Genomic DNA, 21,955 nt, shown 5'->3' on the forward strand with positions numbered 1-21,955 from the left:
CTCGACTATCGCGGATGCTCTCGTTCCAACGAATCGATTGGTTCCATCATGCGAAACCTTTGCCTGCTCTTATCAACGACGCTGCTCGTTTCAGCCGACGAGGGGCGGAAATCTTCGCCGGATTTTGCAGTGCATATGTCGGCTGCTGGCCCAAAACCGACATGCCGTGGTCACCCGGCGATATCAGGTTTTAGGAGGTAGAGCCGACATGGCGGATTGATGAGTACACGCCACGGTTCAATATGATTTCATCGCGCTTCACCGCGCGGTCGGCGGAGCGCCGAGATTGCCAGCCAGGATCGCCTTGCCGGCGTCCTCATACTGGGTGTCACGGGCCTGGATCTGCTGCGCGATCGCATGCATGTCACGAAACCGTCGCTCGAACGGATTCTTCGCAAACACCGCCGTGGCCCCCGACATGTGATAGGCGATGTCGACGACCGAGGCCGACTGGTGGATGGTCCAGGTCGAGGCGATGCGGATCGCGATGCGATGCGCCTCGCTGATCGGATCGCCGCGGGTGAGATCGCTCCAGACCTCGTTCGCCGTCGCATACAGATAGGCGCGCGCGGCGCGCAGGCTTGCCTCGGTGCGGCCGATCTGGCCCTGCACGGCGTTGTTGTCGCGCATCGCCTTGAGGCCCTGCGGGGTCTTGCCGCGGGCAAGCTCGGTCGCCGCATCCAGCATGGCGCGGGCGACGCCGAGCGAGGTCGCGGCAAAGCCCATGCTGAACACCATGTTGGTGGAGAGCTTGTAGAGCGGGCCGCCCTCGCGGCACGCGGCGGGATCGTCGCGCAGCGCGGCGAATGCCTCGGGGATGAAGAGGTTATCGACCGAATAGGAATCGGTGCCGGTGCCCTTCAGGCCGATCACGTCCCAGACGTCGTACATCGCAGCTGACGACACCGGAAACAGGATGGTGCGGATCTCCGGCGAGCCGTCGGCCTTCTTGCGTGGTGAGCCGTCGGCCTCGACGACGCGGACATGGGCGCCGAGCCAGCTCGCCTGCCGCGAGCCCGAGGCGAAATCCCAGCGCGCAGTGGCGCGATAGCCGCCGGGCTCGGCGCGCACCTCGTGGGCGATCGCGCCCCAGGCCAGGATGCCGGGCGCGGTGTTGAAGATTTCGTTTGCTGCGTCAGGCTCGAGATAGGCCGCGGTCATGGCGCAGACGCTGCATTGGCCGAGGCACCAGGCGGTCGATGCATCGGCCTTGGCGATCTCTTCCTGCATCTGCATGAACGCGTCCAGCGTCGCCTCGGCGCCGCCGAAGCGTTTCGGCAGCAGCGCGCGATACAGCCCGTTCTCGACCAGTGCCGCGGTGACGGAAGGCGTCAGCCGCCGCGTCCGTTCGATCTCGTCGGCTTCGCTCATGATCAGCGGCGCCAGCGCGCGCGCCCGCTCGACAAGGTCGAATCCCTGCGGCTTGTTCATGCGTGTCCTCGGCGCCCCTTCTGACGTTCTTGTTGGGCGGGTTGAGGCGATGGTGGCCCATCCGGCAAAGGAGGGCAAGGCGGGGCGGCGCCGATGCAGATCAGCTATCCATCGCGGCGGCGCGCGATCGACGGATGCATCCGCGCTCAGGCGGCGGCACGGCCGAGATCGAGCGCCGGCTGGCGCTTGGTCGAGAAACTCAGCGCCACGGCGACCGCGGCAAGGCCGATCGCGAAGGAACCGGCGTGCAGCCACGTGTAGCCGTGGAAGGTGTCGAACACGTAACCGCCGGCCCACGGCCCGAGCGCCATGCCGAGGCTCGCGAAGGCCGACACCGCGCCGAACACGGTGCCCATGATGCGCGCGCCGAAGAACTCGCGCACCAGCACGGCATAGAGCGGCATCACGCCGCCATAGGCGAGGCCGAACACCACCGACAGCGCGTAGAACTCGCCGAGTTGCGCCACCGCGAGATAGGTCGCGATCGACAGCGCCTGCACCAGCAGGCCGCCGACCAGCACCGGCTTGGCGCCGAGCCGGTCTGCGAGCACCCCGAGCAGCAGCCGTCCGCCGAGCCCGGAGAAGCCGGCGAGGCTGTAGACCGTGACCGCGGTGAGCGGCGCGATGCCGCACACCATGGCGTAGGACACCATGTGGAAGATCGGACCCGAATGCGCCGCGCAGCAGGCGAAATGGGCCAATGCGAGCGTGATGAATTGCGGCGTGCGCAGCGCCTGCGCGACGGTCCATTCCGCTTGCGGCGCGTTGCCCGCCGTTGCGATCGCGACGGTCGTTCCCTGCGGTGCCGGGCGCACCAGGAACGATGCGGGGATCAGCAGCGCCCATGCGGCGATGCCGATCACGAGCATCGCGAAGCGCCAGTCATAGGCCGTGATCAGCCAGCTGGCGGATGGTGCGACCGTCAGGGGCGATACACCCATGCCGGCCGACACCAGTGCGACGGCGAGGCTGCGATGCTTGTCGATCCAGGCGCTCGCAAGCGCCATCATCGGCGCATAGAAGCTGCCGGCGGCGATCCCGATCAGCACGCCGAAGCAGAGCTGGAATTGCCACAGGGTCTGCGCCTGGCTTGCTGTCACGAGGCCAAGCCCGAGCAGCACGCTGCCGGCCAGCACCACGACGCGGGTGCCGAAGCGGTCGGACAGCGTGCCCCAGGCGAACGCCGCAAAACCCATGCAGAGGAAATCCAGCGTCGCGGCCGCCGATACGCCGGCGCGCGACCAGCCCATCGCATCCGAGATCGGTTGCAGGAACACGGCGAGCGACAGCATGGTGCCGAAGCCGACGCAGGTCATCAGCGCGCCCGCGCCGACGACGACCCAGCCATAGTCGAACCGAGCGTCCTTGCTCATGCGTTTCCCCGGCGCTGTTGTTTGTTGTGGTGCGCGCAGGGAGGATGGTGGCCTATCTGAGGTCCGGGGGCAATATGACGGGCAACATGCCTCTCATTCCGGGATCAGCGGATCGTGCGTTGCATGCGCAAGATGTCGCAGCGACGCGCGGCTAGCCGCACTGCCAAGCGCGGCCGATCGGCGTCCAGACCCAGCACGGGCCATAGCTGCCGCCATTATAGCGCCCGCCGCCGTGGAAGCCGGGGCGGCCGAAATAGTGCCAATCGCCGCCATAGTAATATTCCGGCGAAAAGTCCGGATAGCCGCGGGCGGCGCCGCGCGGACCGAGCACCGGAATGGTCTCGTTGGGCGGCTGGCGGTAGCCGGGCAGGAAGCCGTAGCCATGCCAGCTGGTGCTGCCGTGCCGCTTCTTCGGGGAGGCGGCCGAGCTCAGGTCCGGCTGCAGCAGTGCGAGGATGACGATCGAGAGGGACAGGATGCGCAACATGACGGCAGCTTAGTCGGGCCGTCGTGCGATGGCGATTCAAATCATGGTGCGTTTTGTTGCCGGGACAAGAATGGGCAACAAGTGCGCCTGCGACAGCGTCGCCTCAGCTATCCACCTTGAGCGCGGCGATGAAGGCTTCCTGCGGGATGTCGACCTGCCGAACTGCCGGGCGAACGTATGAAACGACCCGAACCAGAAGAATTTCTATGAGAATGTTCCCGGATGTTACGCTTGACCGGCGTTATGCAGCTTTCTTCGCTCTGCCTCTTGAATCCCCGACTTCGTTATCTGGAATTTGTCCACTTCAGAGTGAATGAAGGCTCGATCGTGCTCCAATTGATCAAGAGTGCGCCTGAGGTTCTTTCTCATTTTTGGATGAACCCAGGTCGACAACTGCTCGAACGATGCGCGTTCCGCCCCGCGTTCATACAACAACAGTAGGACGCGATCGCTAACCTGAAGATCAGTCCGCAAGACCTTCAAAAATCCAGCAAAATCCTCCACGGTTGGAGCTCGCCGGGCGACAAGATTGCCGATAATTTGCTGGGCTTGGTTTGCGGACACCCCGTGATGCAGGCGAACAAACTCAGCGAGAATCCAATCCAGTGTCGAGGATACAAACGTCGCATCTTGCTCATTCGGATCTATTCCATCTCCCAGATGAGCAGCATCTCGCTTATTTCTAATGTCGTAAACAACGCGAAGCGCACGTGGAATATGAAGCCGGATAGAATCGGACGCCTGTGTACTTTGAGCCAGAGTGGCGATTATCTTTTCTGTCCGAAGCTGGGTTCCTATGGGCGTAAAGCTTCCGCCGACTGCCTGCTCAAGCATTCGAAAGGCTGCTTCGCAGAAGCGCCCACCCTCGACCGCGCTGAGTCGAAGTCCGCCTAGATAGAAATTGCGCTTGGCGTCGTTGTAAGCGGCTAAGAGCTCGTCCACCAATTTTCCATCGAACGACTTCTTGAGGCCGTGTTCAATCTCCACGAATGACGTCATGATGGGTGCTCGGTTTTGTGGCTAACTAACTTACTTTGTCAGATTGAGAATGATTGCTGCGCCTTGCTTTAGTCCGGGCGCAGTTAGCGTCCAGCCCTTTTCCTTTGATCCCGTAAATTCATTTCCACCCTTCATGTACTTCATATGGTTGGTGCCGTCGAAAAAGCCGTAGCGCTCGCATAGGGCTCGAGCCTCTCTGTCATCGAATCTCGGCTCATTCGATGAAATCAATCCGGCAATTCCGAGCAGGACGTACGCGTTTCGAACCTTGTCTCGATTTCCCTTACCAGGAATCTCCGAGATGATGATTTCAACTCCGTCGCTGCTTGTGTGAAATACTTGTTGAACTTGATTTACCGACAGATGGTTCTGTTTCATCCATGTGCGGGCGCGAGCAGGAACGTCATTGCCGTAATCTGTTTCGCTTTGCGCCTCAGGCAATTTCTTGCCGACTGCCAAGGGCGACTCGCCCAACAAAACGAGCGATGCCTGGATGACGCGTTGTCGTTCATCAGATTGTAGTGGTGTTAGCTCAGCGACGATTGCCGCAACAATGTCTGTGATGCTTTTCTGGGTCATTGAAGTTGCCTGTTGCTAGCCGACATACGTCCAGCGCTTTCCGTCCTTGAGGCGGCGCAATTCCTTGCGACGCACAAGTCGCAGCATCAACGGGGACAAAGTCGTTACCGGATAAAAATGGCCCTGTTCTTCCAAAGCCTGTCGTACTGAGCCCAGTTCCTTGGGAGTTGAGAAAAACCCGCTTCCGATTAACTCGGCTAACAAACCCATCGGAGTTGGCCTGGATTTCGGCGCCAACCGTGTTGATCTAGCTTCAGGCGGGGAAGACGTCTTCCGCTCGCCTTGTTCGAATAGGCCAAGCAACGCCGTTACCTCGCTCTGGGTCCCCTCAATTGCAACGGTTGCGCCGCTTGGAGTCGTGATGACCGCTCTCGGCATGCTTCACTCCTTCAGTTGACGGAAAGTTCAATAACTGAAATCTAGGAGGCCGTCAAGAACATATAAAGAACCAATATTTGCAATAACTACAGTGCAGATGGCAGGTATCCTTGGCAACATCAGTCGTTAACGATGATTTTCAGTTATTCATATCGTCTATCAACGAGGATGATGGACGTGGGGTCTGCCGCTGGAAACGGCGGAGCGAGGTCGTAGGCTCCTTGAAGGTTGGGAGTTCGGACGCCAAATGCGATTTCTCGGCCAAATTCTGGTCATATCTGACAGCTAGCGAATATTCAAATGCGCCGAATAGTTGCTTGCGGTGGGGAAAATTCGCCCGACTGGGCCAAGGCGATGCTTCTGTCGTTCGGATTGTTGATTCAGTATTGATATGGAAATATAATATAACTAATTGATATCATGGTATTTTATTGCGTTATTCCGACTGTCTATATACGACGATGTTGGATGTGGAGTCTGCCGCTGGAAACGGCAGAGCGAGGTCGTAGGTCCCTTGAAGGTTGGGAGTTCGGACGTCAAATGCGATTTCCCGGCCAGATTCTGGCCATAACCGACAGCCAGCGAATATTCAAATGCGCCGAATAGTTGCCTGCGGCAGGGAAAATTCGCCGGACTGGGCCGAGGCGATGCCTCTGTCGTTCGGATTGACGGTTCAGTATGCCATTTGTGATGTCGTGAGGCCGGTGGTCCCACGAAGATCAAGGATTCGGCCGTCTAGTGAGATGCCTCAGCTGTCCACCTTGAGCGCGGCGATGAAAGCTTCATGCTGCCGCTGTTTTGCCCGACATGTCACATGTCCTCAGCGTTGCCCGAACACCCTGGCCGACGCCTACCGGCTACTTTGCATGGGGTTGTTTTCGAGATTTTCACCCAGAGCGGGACTGGCCCGCTTGTCGTCAAGCCGGCGACAGCCGTGACGTCGCCTCAGCTATCCACCTTGAGCGCGGCGATGAAGGCTTCCTGCGGGATGTCGACCTTGCCGAACTGCCGCATCTTCTTCTTGCCTTCCTTCTGCTTCTCCAGAAGCTTGCGTTTGCGCGTGATGTCGCCGCCATAGCACTTCGCGGTGACGTCCTTGCGCAGCGCGCGCACGGTTTCGCGCGCGATCACCTTGCCGCCGATCGCCGCCTGGATCGGGATCTGGAACATGTGCGGCGGGATCAGCTCCTTCATCTTCTCGACCATGGCGCGGCCGCGGCCCTCGGCGCGGGTGCGATGCACCAGCATCGACAGCGCGTCGACCGGCTCGGCATTGACCAGGATCTGCATCTTGACCAGATCGGCCGGCTTGTAGTCGGTCAGATGATAGTCGAACGAGGCGTAGCCCTTGGAGACCGACTTCAGGCGATCGTAGAAATCGAACACCACCTCGTTGAGCGGCAGGTCGTATTTCACCATCGCGCGGGAGCCGACATAGGTGAGCTCCTTCTGCGCGCCTCGGCGGTCCTGGCACAGCTTCAGCACGCTGCCGAGATATTCGTCTGGCGTCAGGATGGTGGCCTCGATCCACGGCTCCTCGATCTCGGCGATCTTGACCACGTCGGGCATGTCGACCGGGTTGTGGATCTCGAGCTCGGTGCCGTCGGTCAGCTTCATCTTGTAGATGACGCTCGGCGCGGTCGCGATCAAATTGAGGTCGAACTCGCGCGACAGCCGCTCCTGGATGATCTCCAGATGCAACAGCCCGAGGAAGCCGCAGCGGAAGCCGAAACCGAGTGCGGCCGAGGTTTCCATCTCGAAGGAGAAGCTGGCGTCGTTCAAGCGCAGCTTGCCCATCGCCGCGCGCAGCGTCTCGAAATCGTCGGCGTCGACCGGGAACAGGCCGCAGAACACGACCGGGATCGCCGGCTTGAAGCCTGGCAGCATCTCGGTGACCGGCTTCTTGTCGTCGGTGATGGTGTCGCCGACGCGGGTGTCGGCGACTTCCTTGATCGCCGCGGTGATGAAGCCGATCTCGCCGGGGCCGAGCTCCTCGACCTGCTGCATCTTCGGCGTGAAGAAGCCGACGCGCTCGATGTCATAGGCCGCGCCGGTGCCCATCATGCGGATGCGGCTGCCCTTCTTCATCACGCCGTCGACGACGCGGATCAGCACGACCACGCCGAGATAGACGTCGTACCAGCTGTCGACCAGCAGCGCCTTCAAGGTCGCGTCGCGGTCGCCCTTCGGTGGCGGCAGGCGGGTGACGACGGCCTCCAGCACGTCGGGCACGCCGAGGCCGGTCTTGGCCGAGATCATCACGGCGTCGGAGGCGTCGATGCCGATCACGTCCTCGATCTGCTGCTTGACCTTCTCGGGCTCGGCCGCGGGCAGGTCGACCTTGTTCAGGACCGGCACGATCTCGTGACCGGCGTCGAGCGCATGGTAGACGTTGGCGAGCGTCTGCGCCTCGACGCCCTGGCTGGCGTCGACCACGAGCAGGGAACCCTCGCAGGCCGCCAGCGACCGCGAGACCTCGTAGGCGAAGTCGACGTGGCCGGGCGTGTCCATCAGGTTGAAGATGTAATCCTTGCCGTCCTTGGCGCGGTAGTTCAGCCGGACGGTCTGCGCCTTGATGGTGATGCCGCGCTCGCGCTCGATATCCATCGAATCGAGCACCTGCTCCTTGCCCGCCATTTCGCGATCCGACAGGCCGCCCGTCATCTGGATCAGGCGGTCGGCAAGGGTCGATTTGCCATGGTCGATATGGGCGACGATGGAGAAGTTGCGGATGTTCGAAATCGGGGCAGTTGTCATGGGGCGCGGGATAGCATCCGCACCCCCGCACGGGCAACCATATTGCGGTATTTTGCAGGGATGTGACGGCGAATCACGGCCGTGTTTCAGTCAGATCTGCCGTGATCGATTTTCGGGCATGTTTCTGCTAGGTGTTTCGGCCCAAAACCCTGGATCTGACGATGCGCTGGACCCTTCTCGCCGCCGGATTGCTCGCCGTGTTGTTCGCCGCGCCGGCGGCCGCCGACAAGCGTGTCGCGCTGGTGGTCGGCAATTCGACCTATCAGAACGTGTCGCGGTTGCAGAACCCGAAGGACGATGCAGAGCTGGTGGCCGGCACGCTGCAGCGGCTCGGCTTTGCGCTGGTCGGCGGGCAGGCCCAGGTCGATCTGGACAAGGCCGGTTTCGATGCCGCGATCCAGCGCTTCGGCAGCCAGCTGATCGGCGCGGACGTCGCGCTGTTCTATTACGCCGGGCATGGCATCCAGGTGCGCGGAACGAATTATCTGGTGCCGGTCTCGGCGAACCCCACGCGCGAAGCCGATGTCGATTTCCAGATGGTCGATGTCGGCCTGGTGCTGCGGCAGATGGAAGGCGCGGGCACGCGGCTCAACATCGTCATCCTGGACGCCTGCCGGAACAATCCGTTCGGCGGGCGCGGCTTGCGCGCCGCCGACGGTGGCCTCGCCCAGATCCGCGCGCCGGAGGGCACGCTGTTGTCCTACGCGACCCAGCCGGGCAACGTTGCGCTGGATGGCGACGATGGCCACAGCCCCTACACGCGCGCCCTTGTCGACACCATGCAGAAGCCCGGGCTCGACGTGCTGCAGGCTTTCAATCAGGTCGGCCTCGTCGTCAAACGCGCGACCGGCAGCGCGCAGCAGCCCTGGGTCTCGACCTCGCCGATCGACGGCTCGTTCTATTTCGCCGGCAACACACCGGCTCAGGTCGCGACCGCCGATCCGCCGGCGACCGTGATCCCGCCGCAGCAAAGCCTGCCGCCGCAAAACGTGTCGCCGTCGGCGCCGCCGGTGGTGCGCACGCAATCGGATTTCATCATTGCGGATTCCGACAGCCGCCTGCTGTCGGAGAGCGATCTTAGGGCACTGACCAAGGACGATCTGCGGATCGCCCGTAATGAAATCTTCGCGCGGCGCGGACGCTACTTCAACGCGCCGGACCTCACCGCGCGATTCAGCAGGTTCGCGTGGTACGTGCCCCGCTCATGGGATCCGCCGCTCAATGCGATCGAGAGCGCGAATGTCGCGCTGATCGATCGCTTCGAGTCCGGTGGCGGTGCGGCGCCGAGCGGTTTCATCTTCCCGGACTCCGACCGGCGCTTGCTGACGCCGGCCGATCTGCGTCGGCTGTCGCGCGACGAGTTGCGGATCGCACGCAACGAGATCTTCGCCCGCAGGGGACGCTATTTCGATTCCGCCGATCTCAAGGCGTATTTTTCGCGCTTCGCGTGGTACGCGCCGAACAGCTGGAATCCGAAGCTGAATGCGATCGAGGAGGCCAACGTCGCGCTGATCGATCAGGCCGGAAAGCGCTGAATGGCCGCGCGCGGCACAGCCTGCATTGTTGCCTTGCTGGCGCTGCTGCCGCCACTCGCGCACGCTGAGAGCAACAGCGAACTGCTCGACCGCCTGGTGCGCGCCTATCCCGATGCGCTGTCCGCCCATGACGACACCACGATCACCTGGCGCGACGGCACGGTGATGCCGGTCGACGACGGCGTCTCCGGCAAGCCGTTCGATCAGCTGCTGCGCAATGCATCGATCCTGGACCAGATGCGGCAGCCTTATCCGTCCGGGCCGGCGGCGGCGCCGGCCCCGGATGTCGATCCGGGCCGCTTCCGCAACGAGGCGTTCTTCAAGAAGATGTATGGCGACTGTCATACGGCCGAGGTCAGGCGGAACCTGGTGACCATCACCTGGCTACCGCGGTCCTGGGGCAAGCCGGTTCAGGTCACGCGGGTCAATGGCGTCGCCGAGCGTCTGAAGCAGATCTCCGCCGAGATCGACGCGCTCGATCCGGCGCTGCGCGCCGCGGCCTTTCCGATCGCGGGTGTGCTATCTTGTCGCGCCGTCGCCGATACCGGGCGGATGAGCATGCATGGCTATGCGGCCGCGATCGACCTCAACCTGAAAGTCTCGGATTACTGGCTATGGGCGGGCAAGAGCAAAACCATCCCCTATAAAAACCGGATGCCGCGCGAGATCGTCGACATTTTCGAGCGCCACGGCTTCATCTGGGGCGGCAAGTGGTACCACTACGATACCATGCATTTCGAGTACCGGCCGGAGCTTCTCGAGAAGTGAAGGGGCCGATTGGAGGCGTTCTCACGCCAAGCTGATTACACTGGCCACAAAAACGCGCTAAAGCGCGAGGAAATGCTGGTGAGCAATCACTCATCGCCCCTTCCGCTTCCATTCGGCATGATCGTTCCGGGAAACCGCTTTCCACGTTTCCAGGTCATGCCTCAGGCACAGGCCATGTCGACCGCCACCACTCTCCCTGCCGCAAGGCGCAGCACGCGCAGACTGACGATCCGGCGGATCGCCGCCTGGATTGCCTCGCGCGCCACCGATCCTAGGACCAGCCTGTGGTTCGTGATCGGCTTCGCATTGGTTCACGCGGTGTTGTGGACGCTGATCCTGGTCAGGCTCAAGGCTGCGCAGGACGTCCATATGGATGTCGCGGAGGCCTATGCCTGGGGCCAGCGCTTCCTGCTCGGCTATGGCAAGCATCCGCCGCTGTCGGGCTGGATCGCCGGGGTCTGGTTCAGGATCTTCCCGGTCACCAACTGGTCGACCTACGCGCTTGCGATGGCAACTGCCAGCTTCGCGCTGGTGGTGTGCTGGCTGATCGCACTGCGTGTCGTCGATCGCCGGCGTGCGTTCTTCATGGTGGTGATGCTGGCGCTCTACCCGATCTTCAATTTCAAGGGCTTCAAGTACAACGCCGACCTCGCACAGCTGGTGCCGTTGCCGCTGCTGGTGCTGGCCTATCTGAACGCGTTCGAGAAGCGCAGCTTCAAATCGGGGCTCTTGCTCGGCTTTGCCGGCATGCTGGCGCTGATGACCAAGTACTGGGTGGTGACGATGATCGGCGCGATCGGGCTTGCCGCGCTGATCCATCCGCAGCGGATGCAATTCCTGCGCTCGCCGGCGCCATGGGTTGCGATCGGCACGATGGTCGTGACGATGATCCCGCATCTGGTGTGGCTGGAGGAGGTGAACTTCGTGCCGTTCACCTATGCCGGCGACGTCTACGCGCTGTCGAGCCGCGAGCTCAACGTCCAGCTCGTGATCGGTTATATCGTGCACAATCTCGGCCTGCTCGCGATTCCGACCGTGCTGGGCCTGGTGGCGCTGCTGCTGGGGTCGGTGCCGTGGCGGCCGTCGGACGTGCTGGCGCGGATCTGGTCGCGCGGTCCCAATCCGGCCGTCAACTTTCCGCAGGCGCTCAACATCTGGATCATCCAGCTGATCGTCGCGATCGGGCCGCCGCTCGGTGCGCTGGCGTTCACCGTCTATATCAAGACCGATTGGGGCATCCCGCTGTTCTTCCTGGTGCCGCTTGCGCTTGTTGCGATCCCCTCGCTGCGTTTCCCACGCATGGCGCTGTTCTCGATCACGGCGGTCTGGTTCGTGGCCACGATCGCCACGCTGATCGCCGCGCCCAGCATCGCCACGCAGGAGATCGCGTCCAACCGTGTCGGCGGCTCGACCTACGCCGCGCGCTCCGAATTGGCGCGCGAGCTCACCCAGACCTGGCAGGACAGATTCCATTCGCGCTGGGCGGTGGTCGTTGCACGCTCCGACATCGGCGAGCCGATGACGTTCTACAGTCCGGATCATCCGGCCTCGCTCGTGCCGGGCGAAGCGTGGTCGTCGGGGCTGACGTCGCTCGACGAAGCCAAGCGCCTCGGCTTCATCGGCGTCTGCGACACCACCGATCCGGTGTTCCTGCAGCCATGCGAGGCGTGGATGGCGGAGCATGCCAAGAATGCCGAGCCGCTGGTGATGAACACCATGCGCTTCTTCAACGGCCATCCCGGTCCGTCGACGGTGTGGAAGGTCTATCTGGTGCCGCCGGCGAAGTAGCGCCGCCTCAAAGGCCGCGAATTAGCCAACTCGTCATTGCGAGGAGCGATAGCGACGAAGCAATCCATCTCTGTACCTGACGCGCGATGGATTGCTTCGCTTCGCTCGCAATGACGGGACGGATAGATCACGGCCGCTCAGGGAGAGGCGGCCCTTACGTGCCTTCCTCGTTGAACTTGCTGGCGACGAGCTCGGCGATGGCGTCGAGCGCCTGCTGCGCCTGGTCGCCCTTCGCGGAGACCACGACCGTGGTGCCGGGCCCTGCGGCCAGCATCATCAGGCCCATGATCGAGGTGCCGCCGACGGTCTCGCCGCCGCGCGTCACCCAGATCTCGGCGTTGAAGCGCTCGACCAGCTGGACGAACTTGGCCGATGCCCGCGCATGCAGGCCGCGCTTGTTGACGATCAGGAGTTCGCGCGAAATGGCGCCCGCTGGCACGCCCGGGCCGACATGGTTTTCGCCCGGGGCCGCGCCGCTCATTTGCCTGCGAGAACGCGGCTGGCGATGGTGACGTATTTGCGGCCGGCTTCCTGCGCCATCGCGATCGCGTCGGGCAGCGAACGCTCTTCGCGAACCTTGGCGAGCTTGACCAGCATGGGAAGATTGATGCCCGCGAGCACTTCCACCTTCGGGCGGCTCATGCAGGAGATCGCAAGGTTCGACGGCGTGCCGCCGAACATGTCGGTGAGGATCGCAACGCCGTCGCCGCTATCGACGCGGTTCACCGCTTCGATGATGTCGCTTCGACAGAGATCGGAATCGTCCTCGGCCCCGATCGTAATTGCTTCAATTTGTTTCTGCGGACCCATGACGTGTTCGAGCGCGGCTCGGAACTCGTCGGCAAGGCGCCCATGGGTCACCAGCACTAGACCAATCATCGGAAACTCCTCGCGGGCGCCCTTTGGTGCACCGCACGAACGCGCCACTTTGACCATCCAGAGGCCCTGCGCAAGAGGGCATCTTGGCTAGTCTCCCGGTTCCTGGCGGTAGAGAGGGGAGGCTGCGCCGGCAAAATCCGACGCGATAGTGGATGTGATATGGTTACCAATTCCCTTCCCACAATTGGCCCCAAGATTACGGGAGGATGAACTTTCAGGTTGTCGTCAGCGCAGCGACAACCAGCGGCAGGGGTTGGAAGCCGGCCGGCACGGGAATTCTCGGTATTGAAACACCATTAAGGCAGATATTGAGCGCCTCGGGCGGCGGCAGCCGCTCGGCGTCATCCGCGGCAAGGTCGACGACCAAGCCGACCACGGCCTCGCCGGCGAACGGACAATGGCGGATTCCGAGGCCTCGGATCTCGATCAGACCGGCCAATTGCTGTGCCGGGCGAACCCACAATTGTTCGCCGGCTGTGTCGAGATGGACACGGTCATCCCCCACCAAAATGGCCGGCGGAAGCGCTCCGGTGCGTCCGGCGAGAATCAGATCGAAGGCCAGACGCGACTTGCCGGCGCCCGACGGGCCGCGGATCAGCACGGCACGCTCGCCGACCAGAACGGCGGATGCGTGCACGCTTGAATTGTCGCTCATAGTGTTGGCAGCCTGACCACGAAACGAGCGCCGGCGACCGCGGGCTTGCCGTCTTCGTCCGCAGGGCCCGCGCGGTTCTCGGCCCAGATGCGCCCGCCATGCGCTTCGATGATCTGCTTCGAGATCGAGAGCCCAAGGCCGGAGTTCTGGCCAAAGCCCTGGTGCGGCCGGTCGGTGTAGAAGCGCTCGAAGATCCGCTCCAGCGCGTCCTCGCCGATACCGGGCCCGTCGTCGTCGACCACGATCTCGACCTCGCCGCGGGTGCGGCGGCAGACGATACGGACCTTGTCGCCCGGCTTGGAGAACGATTGCGCGTTCGACAGCAGGTTCGAGATCACCTGGCCGAGCCGGGAATCATGGCCCGGCACCGAGAGCGTGTCGGTCGGTCCACGGCCCTCGAAGCGGGCTTCGACGGCGACGTCGTGGCCGAGCCGGGTCTCGTTGGCGACGCTGGTCAACGTGGTCAGCAGCCGGCGCAGATCGACCGGTGCCATATCCTGGCGCTGCAATTCGGCGTCGAGCCGGCTCGCGTCGGAGATGTCGGAGATCAGGCGGTCGAGCCGCCTGACGTCATGCTCGATCACGGCGAGCAGCCGCGCGCGGCTGTTCTCGTTGCGCGCCAGGGGCAGCGTCTCGACCGCCGAGCGTAGCGAGGTCAGCGGGTTCTTCAGCTCATGGGCGACGTCGGCGGCGAACATCTCGATCGCCTCGATGCGGCTGTAGAGCGCGTTGGTCATGTCGCGCAGCGCGCCCGAGAGATGCCCGATCTCGTCGCGGCGTCCGGTGAAGTCGGGAATCTCGACGCGGGTCTGGATGCGGTGACGGACACGCTCGGCGCTTTCGGCGAGCCGCCGCACCGGGCCCGCGATCGTGCTCGCCAGCAGCAGCGACAGCATGATCATGACGGCGGATGCGACCCCGCCGATCTTGAGGATGGCGAGGCGCTCGGACATCACCAGCTGGTCGATGTCGTCGCCCTGCGTGGTCAGCATCAATGCGCCGCGCACGGCGCGGAAATGCTGCACCGGAACGGCAACCGAGACGATGATCGCGCCGCGGTCGGTGACGCGCACCGCGCTGCCCTTCATGCCCTCGAGCGATTGTGCGACTTCGGAATAGCCCTTGCCGCCTTCGGGGCCGAGCTCGCGGTAGATCGGCAGGTCGCCGCGATTGAGCCAGGTCTTGATCGTGGCCTTGGTCTTCTCATACAGCGACGGCTTCTCCGACGGCGGCGGCAGCTCCATGCGCAGCACGTCGCCACGCGCGAACAGATTGCGGCTGTCGAGGATCAGGCCGCCGTCGCGGTCGAAGATGCGGGCCCGCGTCTTGGTCGGCGCGATCAGGCGGCGCAGGGTCGGCGCGACGCGCTCGGGATTGATCGGGAAATCCGCCGATTCATCCGGCTGGCCGAAGCTCTCGCCGGGCTTGAGGTCGAGCAGCCGGTCGGGATCGATGGTGACGGTGTTGCCTTCGACGGTCGCAGACGCCGCGATCGCCTCCGAGATGATCTCGGCATAGACTAGGAGGCTCTGCGTGCGCGCCTCGATCAGGCCGGCGCGGAATTGCGACAGATAGAGGATGCTGGCGACTAGCGCGACGAGGCCGGCGAGGTTGAGCGAGACGATGCGGCGCGTCAGGCTCGAGAACGACAGCGCGAAGAAAAACTGACCGGCGCGGCGCACCCAGCCGAGCGGACGGCGCCAGCCTTTGTCCTGCGCCAAATCGTCGGCCACGGCCTCTTGATCGAGGAGCTGTGACGCGTCCTCGGGGTTCAGTCCCTGCTCGAGCTGCGTTCGATCAAGCACTGGCAAAGCTGCCGGTTGGTATGGATGTCGTCCCGCGAAGCAGGTCCTCGCCCGAGCTTACCCCAGCCGTGCGGAGCCTGTCAGTTAACAAGCCGTTCCGGAAGCGCAGATCAGGCTTCCTTGAAGCGATAGCCGACGCCGTACAGCGTCTCGATCATCTCGAAATCGTCGTCGACCACCTTGAACTTCTTGCGCAGCCGCTTGATGTGGCTGTCGATGGTGCGGTCGTCGACATAGACCTGGTCGTCATAAGCCGCGTCCATTAGCGCGTTGCGGCTCTTCACGACGCCGGGCCGGGTGGCGAGCGCCTGCAGGATCAGGAATTCGGTCACGGTGAGCGTCACCGGCTCGTTCTTCCAGGTGCAGGTGTGGCGCTCCGGATCCATCCGCAGCAGGCCGCGGTCGAGCGCGCGGGCGTCCGGCTCCTTCGGTGCCGCGGTCGGATCCTTCGGCTGGCCGCGGCGGAGCACGGCCTTGACGCGCTCGACCAAGAGGCGCTGGGAGAACGGCTTCCGGATGAAATCGTCGGCGCCCATCTTCAGGCCGAACAATTCGTCGATCTCCTCATCCTTCGAGGTGAGGAAGATCACCGGCAGGTCGGACTTCTGGCGCAGCCGGCGCAGCGTTTCCATGCCGTCCATGCGCGGCATCTTGATATCGAGGATCGCAAGATCGGGCGGCGACGTGCGAAACCCATCCAGCGCCGACGCACCGTCCGTGTAGGTCATGATGCGATAGCCTTCGGCTTCGAGCGCGATCGAGACCGACGTGAGAATGTTGCGGTCGTCGTCGACCAAGGCGATTGTGGGCATGAGCTGCTTTCACAATGAGAGTGGCTTAGACGGCGGGCACTCTGGCGACTCGCCGTAGAATATGGGCTTCGAACGCGGTCAACGAGCAATGCAAGCTGGGCTGAAGTGTGACCGAGTTCCGCAAAAAACGTTCTGCGACCCACGCGTTGGACCCCCATATAGCACCCTGAGACCGTGAGAAAAGGCTCTTTTTTCAACGGGAACCGGCCCGATTCGCCTTCAAAATGACCCGATAGGCCCATGCAACCGACCGCCGACTTCGACCCCGCCCACCTTGCCCGCTCGCTGCTCCGCCGCAGCCGCCAGGGCGCGCTCGCCACGCTGATGGCCGGCTCCGGCGATCCCTATTGCTCGCTGGTCAACCTGGCCAGCCACCCCGATGGCTCGCCGATCCTGCTGATTTCCCGGCTGGCGCTGCACACCAGGAATATCCTGGCCGACAGCAGGGTGTCGCTGATGCTGGACGAGCGTGCCGAGGGCGACCCGCTGGAGGGCGCCCGGATCATGCTGGCCGGCCGGGCGGAGGAGGTCGCGGAGGCCGAGCAGGAGCTCGTCCGCCGGCGCTACCTTGGCGCTCATCCATCGGCGGAAGCCTTTGTAGAATTTAAGGATTTCTCGTTTTTCGTGATCCGGCCGAGCGGCGCCCATCTGGTCGCCGGGTTCGGCCGGATCGTCGACCTCAAGCCTGCGCAGTTTCTGACCGATCTCGGTGGTGCCGAAGCACTGCTGGAGGCCGAGCCGGGCGCGGTGGCGCATATGAACGAGGATCACCGCGAGGCCATGAACCTCTACGCCACACGGCTGCTGGCTGCGGAAGGCGCCGAGTGGCTGTGCACCGGCTGCGACCCCGGCGGCATCGACATGCAGGCCGGCCGCGACACCCTGCGGCTCGATTTCCCGGAGCGGGTCACCAACGGCACCGAGCTGCGCAAGATGCTGGTGCGGCTCGCCGGCGAGGCGCGCGCCAAGGGATAGAGGGAGGGATCGGGAGCACGATCTGCCGACACCCCGAGCGGCGGTCCCGTGCGCGACGAGGCATGGTGTCGCATAGTGCGGCTCTGCGCGCGGTTGCCGTGGCCGGGTGCAGCGTCTTTGACAGCGCGATCATTTCGCGCCTCCCCCGATCTGGTCGCCGGTGAGCGCGATGCGGGTTGCGAGAATTTCCGGCGCTGCTGCTCCGGGAAATCGTTCGGATCGCGAGGTTCAATCGCGCTGAGCGCACGTGCAACGCGGTGATTGCGTTATCATCGATCGTTGCGGTCGGTGATCTTGCTGCCGCCGAACGCAGTCCGCGTTGCGGAACATTCGCCGTGGCCGGGCATTGAAATCATCCAGCTTCGACGACGAGGTGTTGAGCTCGATCGAATGCGGCTCAATGCCGACCAAGTGGTGCTATCCGCGTGCAACATGGTCGTGGACGACATGCCTGGCACCGTAGCGCAGCGTCAACTCGCGGCGGTCCATTTCAACGACACATCCTCAGCGCGAAACGCATACCCGGCATTCTCCGTGCCTGCTGCGTTGCCCGGTGCGTGTACACGCCAATCGCTGGCACTCTTTGTGCATCGCAATGCCTTGCTCGCAGCGGGAAAGGCGACGAAACGTCGCCCGATCGCGGCGAAAACAATGAGAAAGCGAAAGCAAAGCGAAAGCGTTTCGCGCTGCGGTATTTGCGCCCAATGATGTACCCGCCTTGGAATAAACCAAAAGCCGTTCGACTGGCTTGGCAAGCCCGGCGATCCCCACTATTAGGTCGCCGGACCGGGGCCGAGAGGCTATATTCTGATGACGGTCATCACCGCGACGAGGCGCGACTAGCGACATTCGCGCGAACAAGGATACGCGGGTTCGAGGAGGTTCTTCGTGCAAGAGACGGGCGTGCATAACGGTGCCTTCGGTGCCGACAAATTCGGCTTAAAAAATCTCAAGGGCGTGCTTTGGAACTATGGCGCGCCGCAGCTTTACGAGCACGCGTTGCGCAATGGCGAAGCGGTGCTCTCGGCGGACGGTGCGCTTTGCGCGGACACCGGCGTGTTCACCGGCCGCAGCCCGAAGGACAAGTTCACGGTCCGCGATGATCTCACCGACAAGAACATGTGGTGGGCCGGCAACCAGTCGATCACCTCGGAGCAGTTCGCCACGCTCCATGCCGACTTCCTCAAGCATGCCGAAGGCATGACGCTGTTCGCGCAGGATCTCTATGGCGGCGCCGATCCGAAGCATCGGATCAAGACGCGCGTCTTCACCGAGCTCGCTTGGCACTCGCTGTTCATCCGCACGCTGCTCATTCGCCCCGAGGCGTCGGAGCTCGCGAGCTTCGTGCCCGAACTCACGATCATCGATCTGCCGAGCTTCCGCGCCGATCCGAAACGCCACGGCTGCAAGTCGGAGAACGTCGTCGCGATCGATTTCGCCCGCAAGATCGTCCTGATCGGCGGCTCGCAATATGCCGGCGAGATGAAGAAGAGCGTGTTCACCACGCTGAACTATTACCTGCCCGAGAAGGGCGTGATGCCGATGCACTGCTCGGCCAATGTCGGCCCCGACGGCGACACCGCGATCTTCTTCGGCCTGTCCGGCACCGGCAAGACCACGCTCTCGGCCGATCCCAAGCGCACGCTGATCGGCGATGACGAGCATGGCTGGAGCGAGGACGGCGTCTTCAATTTCGAAGGCGGCTGCTACGCCAAGTGCATCAAGCTGTCCGGCGAAGCCGAGCCGGAAATCTATGCCGCCAGCAAGCGCTTCGGTGCGGTGCTGGAGAACGTCGTGCTCGGCGCCAACGATCGCGTGCCCGATTTCGACGACGGCTCGAAGACCGAGAACACCCGCTCGGCCTATCCGCTCGATTTCATTCCGAACGCTTCGCGTACCGGCTGCGCGCCGCACCCGAAGAACGTGGTGATGCTCGCCGCCGACGCCTTCGGCGTGATGCCGCCGATCGCCAAGCTGACGCCGGCACAGGCGATGTATCACTTCCTGTCCGGCTACACCGCCAAGGTCGCCGGCACCGAGCGTGGTCTCGGCAACGAGCCGCAGCCGGAATTCTCGACCTGCTTCGGTTCGCCGTTCCTGCCGCGCGATCCGTCGGTCTACGGCAACATGCTGCGCGAGCTGATCGCCAAGCACAATGTCGATTGCTGGCTGGTCAACACCGGCTGGACCGGCGGCAAGTACGGCACCGGCCGCCGCATGCCGATCAAGGTGACGCGCGCGCTGCTCACCGCGGCGCTGAACGGCTCGCTCCGCAACGCCGACTTCCGCACCGACAAGTATTTCGGCTTCGCGGTGCCGACCTCGCTGCAGGGCGTCGAGCCGCACATCCTCGATCCGATCAAGACCTGGGCCGACAAGGCCGAGTTCGACAAGACCGCGCGCGCGCTGGTCGGCATGTTCCAGAAGAACTTTGCCAAGTTCGAAGCGCAGGTCGACGCCGAAGTCCGCGCCGCCGCGCCGGAAGTGAAGCTCGCGGCGGAGTAGACAGCGCAAGCGATACGCGATTTGAAAAGGCGGCCTGCGTGGCCGCCTTTTTTGTTTGCAGTTGTCTTCCTCAATACGCGCGACACTTCCTCAATCCGTCACCCCCGCGCAAAGGGCGAAGCCTTTGTCGCTGGAGGAGCGCGAAGCGCGTCTCGAAGGGTCGACGGCCGCACTGTGGCCGTGCATCCTTCGAGGCTCGCTCCGCTCGCACCTCAGGATGACGGGACTAGAAGAGTGCTTCGCTACTCGCCCAACTCCGGCAACACCGCATTGCTCGGCGTTTGCCTGTCGGTGATCTGCAGGCCGAACAGGCTGCCGATCAATTCGACCGCGACGCGCGCGGTGCGGCCGCGTTCGTCGAGGAACGGATTGAGCTCGACGATATCGAGCGAGCGCACCAGTCCGGAATCGTGCAGCAGCTCCATGATGAGATGGGCTTCCCGATAAGTCGCGCCCCCCGGCACCGTGGTGCCGACCCCGGGCGCGACTTCCGGATCGAGGAAGTCGACGTCGAACGAGACATGCAGCACGCCGTTCTTGGCCCTGACGCGGTCGATGACGCGGCGGGTGAGCACGGCGACGCCGAACTCGTCGATCTGGCGCATGTCCGCGATCGAGACGTTGCGCTGCCGCAGCAGCTTGCGCTCCAGCGGGTCGACCGAGCGCGTGCCGATCAGGTCGAGCTGATCCGGCGGGATCGAGGCGCGCGGCAGCCCGCCGAGCAGGTCGTCGAGACCGGGCTCGCCGCACAGGAAAGCCGCCGACATGCCGTGCATGTTGCCGGTGATGGTGGTGGCCGGCGTGTTGTAGTCGGCATGCGCGTCGACCCACAGCGCGAACAGCGGCCGGCCTTTTTCCTGCCAGTAGCGTGCGACGCCGTTGATCGACCCCATCGACAAGGAGTGATCGCCGCCCATGAAGATCGGGATCGCGCCGGAATGCGCCAGCCAGTAGGCGCGCTCGGAGAGCGCGCGGGTCCAGGTCTTCACCTCGTCGTAAAATTTGGTGTTTGCCGGCACCGGGCCGTCGGCGACCACGCCCGGGATCGCAAGGTTGCCGTGGTCGTCAACGTGGAAGTCGAGCTGCTCGAGCAGGCGCGCGATGCCCGCGGTGCGCAGCGCATCCGGGCCCATCAGCGGGCCGGGCTGCGACGCGCCGATCTCGATGGGAACGCCCAGCAAGGCGATGCGCGAGGGCTTGGAATTGTCGGCTTCGGACATGCGGCAGGGCTCCCAAAGGCGTGGAACAGAAGCGACGCGCCAATGTTCCCTCAACCCTTGAAATAGGCAACCCGGTCCAATCCGGCCATGTGGATAGTTGAGTTGTGCGTCCGGATTTGACGCGTTTTCTGCACCGCGAACCGGCGCCCATCCCGCATCACGTACGGGACAGGCTTCGCTCGAAAACGCTTCAGGCCTTGAAATAGGCGATCTGCGTCGTGGTGGCGAGCAGGCGGCCGGACGGCGACCACAATTCGCCGTGCTGGTCGCCGTAGCTCTTGTGGAAGGTCTTGGCGTCGGCGGTGGCGAGCACGCGGGTGGTATCCTCCGCATCCATGTCGGCCGTATCAACGTGGAAATAGGTCGTCAGCGACACCGTGCCGAACGGCACCAGCTCGTGCCGCGCGTGGAAGACGCGGCCGAAGAACGCGTCCGACATCGACATCAGCGACAGCGCATCGAGCTTGCGCGGCACGCGGTCGGCGATCCAGAGTTTTGAATAGGGGCTCGACGGCTGCTTCGCGGCGCGGCCGCCGAGCTTCGGCTCGCCCTCGGCGAAGCGGAAATCATACTGGTTGGCCCAGGTCATCGCGAGCTTCGGATAGGGCCGCAGCTCTTCGAACGGCACGGCGCCGGGAAACTCCGCAGGTTGGTGCGACCACGACGGGCGGCGTTCGGCGAACACGGCCGTCGCCAAGGTCGCGACCTCGCCACCACCTTGCGTCATCTCGATCGACCAGTGCTGGCTCGAGCGGTTGGCCCTGACCAGCCGGACATCGAGATCGAACACACCCTCGGCGGCCGGCGCGCAGTAATTGACCGTCAGCGCCAGCGGATCGCCCGCGCGCTGCGGGTGCTGCATCAGGGCGCGCAGGATCGTCGCGGCCGTGCAGCCGCCGAACGGGCCGACGAACGCCCAGTAATCCGGGCTGGTCCGCCCCTGCCAGCGGCTGTCGCCGGCAGTCACAGCGGTGGCTTCATCGAAGAGGTGCGGAGCCTTGGTGAGCAT

General features: G+C 63.7%; 21 protein-coding genes. 7 read left to right on the forward strand and 14 right to left on the reverse strand.

The features are described 5' to 3' along the window. Positions 1–258: 258 nt before the first annotated feature. The 3 genes from Q0030_RS15290 to Q0030_RS15300 all read right to left on the reverse strand — a co-directional run bounded on the left by Q0030_RS15290 (position 259) and on the right by Q0030_RS15300 (position 3,291). Positions 259–1,431: an acyl-CoA dehydrogenase family protein gene (locus tag Q0030_RS15290; protein ID WP_298368383.1), complete on the reverse strand. Its 1,173-nt coding sequence runs from the start codon at positions 1,429–1,431 to the stop codon at positions 259–261. Between the two features lie 146 nt (positions 1,432–1,577). Next, positions 1,578–2,804 (reverse strand): MFS transporter, encoded by a 1,227-nt coding sequence (locus Q0030_RS15295; protein ID WP_298368385.1) that lies wholly within the window; start codon positions 2,802–2,804, stop codon positions 1,578–1,580. A gap of 151 nt (positions 2,805–2,955) precedes the next feature. Beyond that, on the reverse strand, positions 2,956–3,291 hold the full coding sequence (locus Q0030_RS15300; RefSeq protein WP_298368387.1) for a hypothetical protein: 336 nt from the start codon (positions 3,289–3,291) through the stop codon (positions 2,956–2,958). A gap of 28 nt (positions 3,292–3,319) precedes the next feature. Here Q0030_RS15300 and Q0030_RS15305 point away from each other — a divergent pair, with 28 nt between their 5' ends. Beyond that, positions 3,320–3,472: a hypothetical protein gene (locus Q0030_RS15305; RefSeq protein WP_298368390.1), complete on the forward strand. Its 153-nt coding sequence runs from the start codon at positions 3,320–3,322 to the stop codon at positions 3,470–3,472. Positions 3,473–3,516: 44 nt separating this feature from the next. On the opposite strand, the gene Q0030_RS15310 is transcribed toward Q0030_RS15305, so the two are convergent. The 4 genes from Q0030_RS15310 to lepA form a co-directional block, all read right to left on the reverse strand. After that, entirely contained in the window at positions 3,517–4,290 is a 774-nt protein-coding gene (locus tag Q0030_RS15310) for a hypothetical protein (protein WP_298368391.1), read from the reverse strand. A gap of 30 nt (positions 4,291–4,320) precedes the next feature. Next, a complete protein-coding gene (locus tag Q0030_RS15315) occupies positions 4,321–4,869 on the reverse strand; it encodes a hypothetical protein (protein WP_298368393.1) in 549 nt (182 codons plus the stop codon). 15 nt (positions 4,870–4,884) lie between these two features. Further along, positions 4,885–5,247: a hypothetical protein gene (locus Q0030_RS15320; RefSeq protein WP_298368395.1), complete on the reverse strand. Its 363-nt coding sequence runs from the start codon at positions 5,245–5,247 to the stop codon at positions 4,885–4,887. Between the two features lie 945 nt (positions 5,248–6,192). Continuing rightward, positions 6,193–8,004, reverse strand: a complete 1,812-nt coding sequence (gene lepA, locus Q0030_RS15325) for a translation elongation factor 4 (RefSeq protein WP_298368398.1) — start codon at positions 8,002–8,004, stop codon at positions 6,193–6,195. A 161-nt stretch (positions 8,005–8,165) separates the two neighbouring features. On the opposite strand from lepA, the gene Q0030_RS15330 reads away from it, so the two are divergent. The 3 genes from Q0030_RS15330 (at position 8,166) to Q0030_RS15340 (ending at position 12,095) form a co-directional block, all read left to right on the forward strand. Then, the gene (locus tag Q0030_RS15330; RefSeq protein WP_298368400.1) at positions 8,166–9,539 is read left to right on the forward strand and encodes a YARHG domain-containing protein; all 1,374 of its coding nucleotides are present in this window, start codon (positions 8,166–8,168) and stop codon (positions 9,537–9,539) included. Further along, positions 9,540–10,307, forward strand: a complete 768-nt coding sequence (locus tag Q0030_RS15335) for a M15 family metallopeptidase (RefSeq protein ID WP_298368402.1) — start codon at positions 9,540–9,542, stop codon at positions 10,305–10,307. A 174-nt stretch (positions 10,308–10,481) separates the two neighbouring features. After that, positions 10,482–12,095: a glycosyltransferase family 39 protein gene (locus Q0030_RS15340; RefSeq protein ID WP_298368404.1), complete on the forward strand. Its 1,614-nt coding sequence runs from the start codon at positions 10,482–10,484 to the stop codon at positions 12,093–12,095. A 154-nt stretch (positions 12,096–12,249) separates the two neighbouring features. Here the strand turns inward: Q0030_RS15340 and Q0030_RS15345 are convergent, their stop codons facing one another. The 5 genes from Q0030_RS15345 to Q0030_RS15365 all read right to left on the reverse strand — a co-directional run bounded on the left by Q0030_RS15345 (position 12,250) and on the right by Q0030_RS15365 (position 16,246). After that, positions 12,250–12,576 carry an HPr family phosphocarrier protein gene (locus Q0030_RS15345; protein WP_298368407.1) on the reverse strand — a complete coding sequence of 109 codons (327 nt, stop codon included), beginning with the start codon at positions 12,574–12,576 and terminating at the stop codon, positions 12,250–12,252. Next, the gene (locus tag Q0030_RS15350; protein WP_021076632.1) at positions 12,573–12,974 is read right to left on the reverse strand and encodes a PTS sugar transporter subunit IIA; all 402 of its coding nucleotides are present in this window, start codon (positions 12,972–12,974) and stop codon (positions 12,573–12,575) included. The genes Q0030_RS15345 and Q0030_RS15350 overlap by 4 nt, the downstream gene beginning before the upstream one ends. A 214-nt stretch (positions 12,975–13,188) precedes the next feature. After that, on the reverse strand, positions 13,189–13,629 hold the full coding sequence (locus tag Q0030_RS15355; protein WP_298368409.1) for an HPr kinase/phosphatase C-terminal domain-containing protein: 441 nt from the start codon (positions 13,627–13,629) through the stop codon (positions 13,189–13,191). Further along, a complete protein-coding gene (locus Q0030_RS15360; RefSeq protein ID WP_298368412.1) occupies positions 13,626–15,434 on the reverse strand; it encodes a sensor histidine kinase in 1,809 nt (602 codons plus the stop codon). Before Q0030_RS15360 ends, Q0030_RS15355 begins: the two co-directional genes overlap by 4 nt. Before the next feature lie 110 nt (positions 15,435–15,544). Continuing rightward, positions 15,545–16,246 (reverse strand): response regulator transcription factor, encoded by a 702-nt coding sequence (locus tag Q0030_RS15365; protein ID WP_016843287.1) that lies wholly within the window; start codon positions 16,244–16,246, stop codon positions 15,545–15,547. A gap of 240 nt (positions 16,247–16,486) precedes the next feature. Here Q0030_RS15365 and Q0030_RS15370 point away from each other — a divergent pair, with 240 nt between their 5' ends. The 3 genes from Q0030_RS15370 (at position 16,487) to Q0030_RS15380 (ending at position 19,726) form a co-directional block, all read left to right on the forward strand. Continuing rightward, complete coding sequence (locus Q0030_RS15370; protein ID WP_298368415.1) at positions 16,487–17,221, forward strand: DUF2470 domain-containing protein; 735 nt, start codon at positions 16,487–16,489, stop codon at positions 17,219–17,221. A 288-nt stretch (positions 17,222–17,509) separates the two neighbouring features. Next, on the forward strand, positions 17,510–17,929 hold the full coding sequence (locus tag Q0030_RS15375; RefSeq protein ID WP_298368417.1) for a hypothetical protein: 420 nt from the start codon (positions 17,510–17,512) through the stop codon (positions 17,927–17,929). Between the two features lie 180 nt (positions 17,930–18,109). Next, entirely contained in the window at positions 18,110–19,726 is a 1,617-nt protein-coding gene (locus Q0030_RS15380; protein WP_298368419.1) for a phosphoenolpyruvate carboxykinase, read from the forward strand. 242 nt (positions 19,727–19,968) lie between these two features. Here Q0030_RS15380 and rocF read toward each other — a convergent pair whose 3' ends face one another. Further along, a complete protein-coding gene (gene rocF / locus Q0030_RS15385; RefSeq protein ID WP_298368422.1) occupies positions 19,969–20,946 on the reverse strand; it encodes an arginase in 978 nt (325 codons plus the stop codon). A 190-nt stretch (positions 20,947–21,136) separates the two neighbouring features. Continuing rightward, the gene (locus tag Q0030_RS15390) at positions 21,137–21,955 is read right to left on the reverse strand and encodes a thioesterase family protein (RefSeq protein ID WP_298368425.1); all 819 of its coding nucleotides are present in this window, start codon (positions 21,953–21,955) and stop codon (positions 21,137–21,139) included.

It is taken from the genome of uncultured Bradyrhizobium sp., assembly GCF_947648125.1.
GTDB lineage: Bacteria > Pseudomonadota > Alphaproteobacteria > Rhizobiales > Xanthobacteraceae > Bradyrhizobium.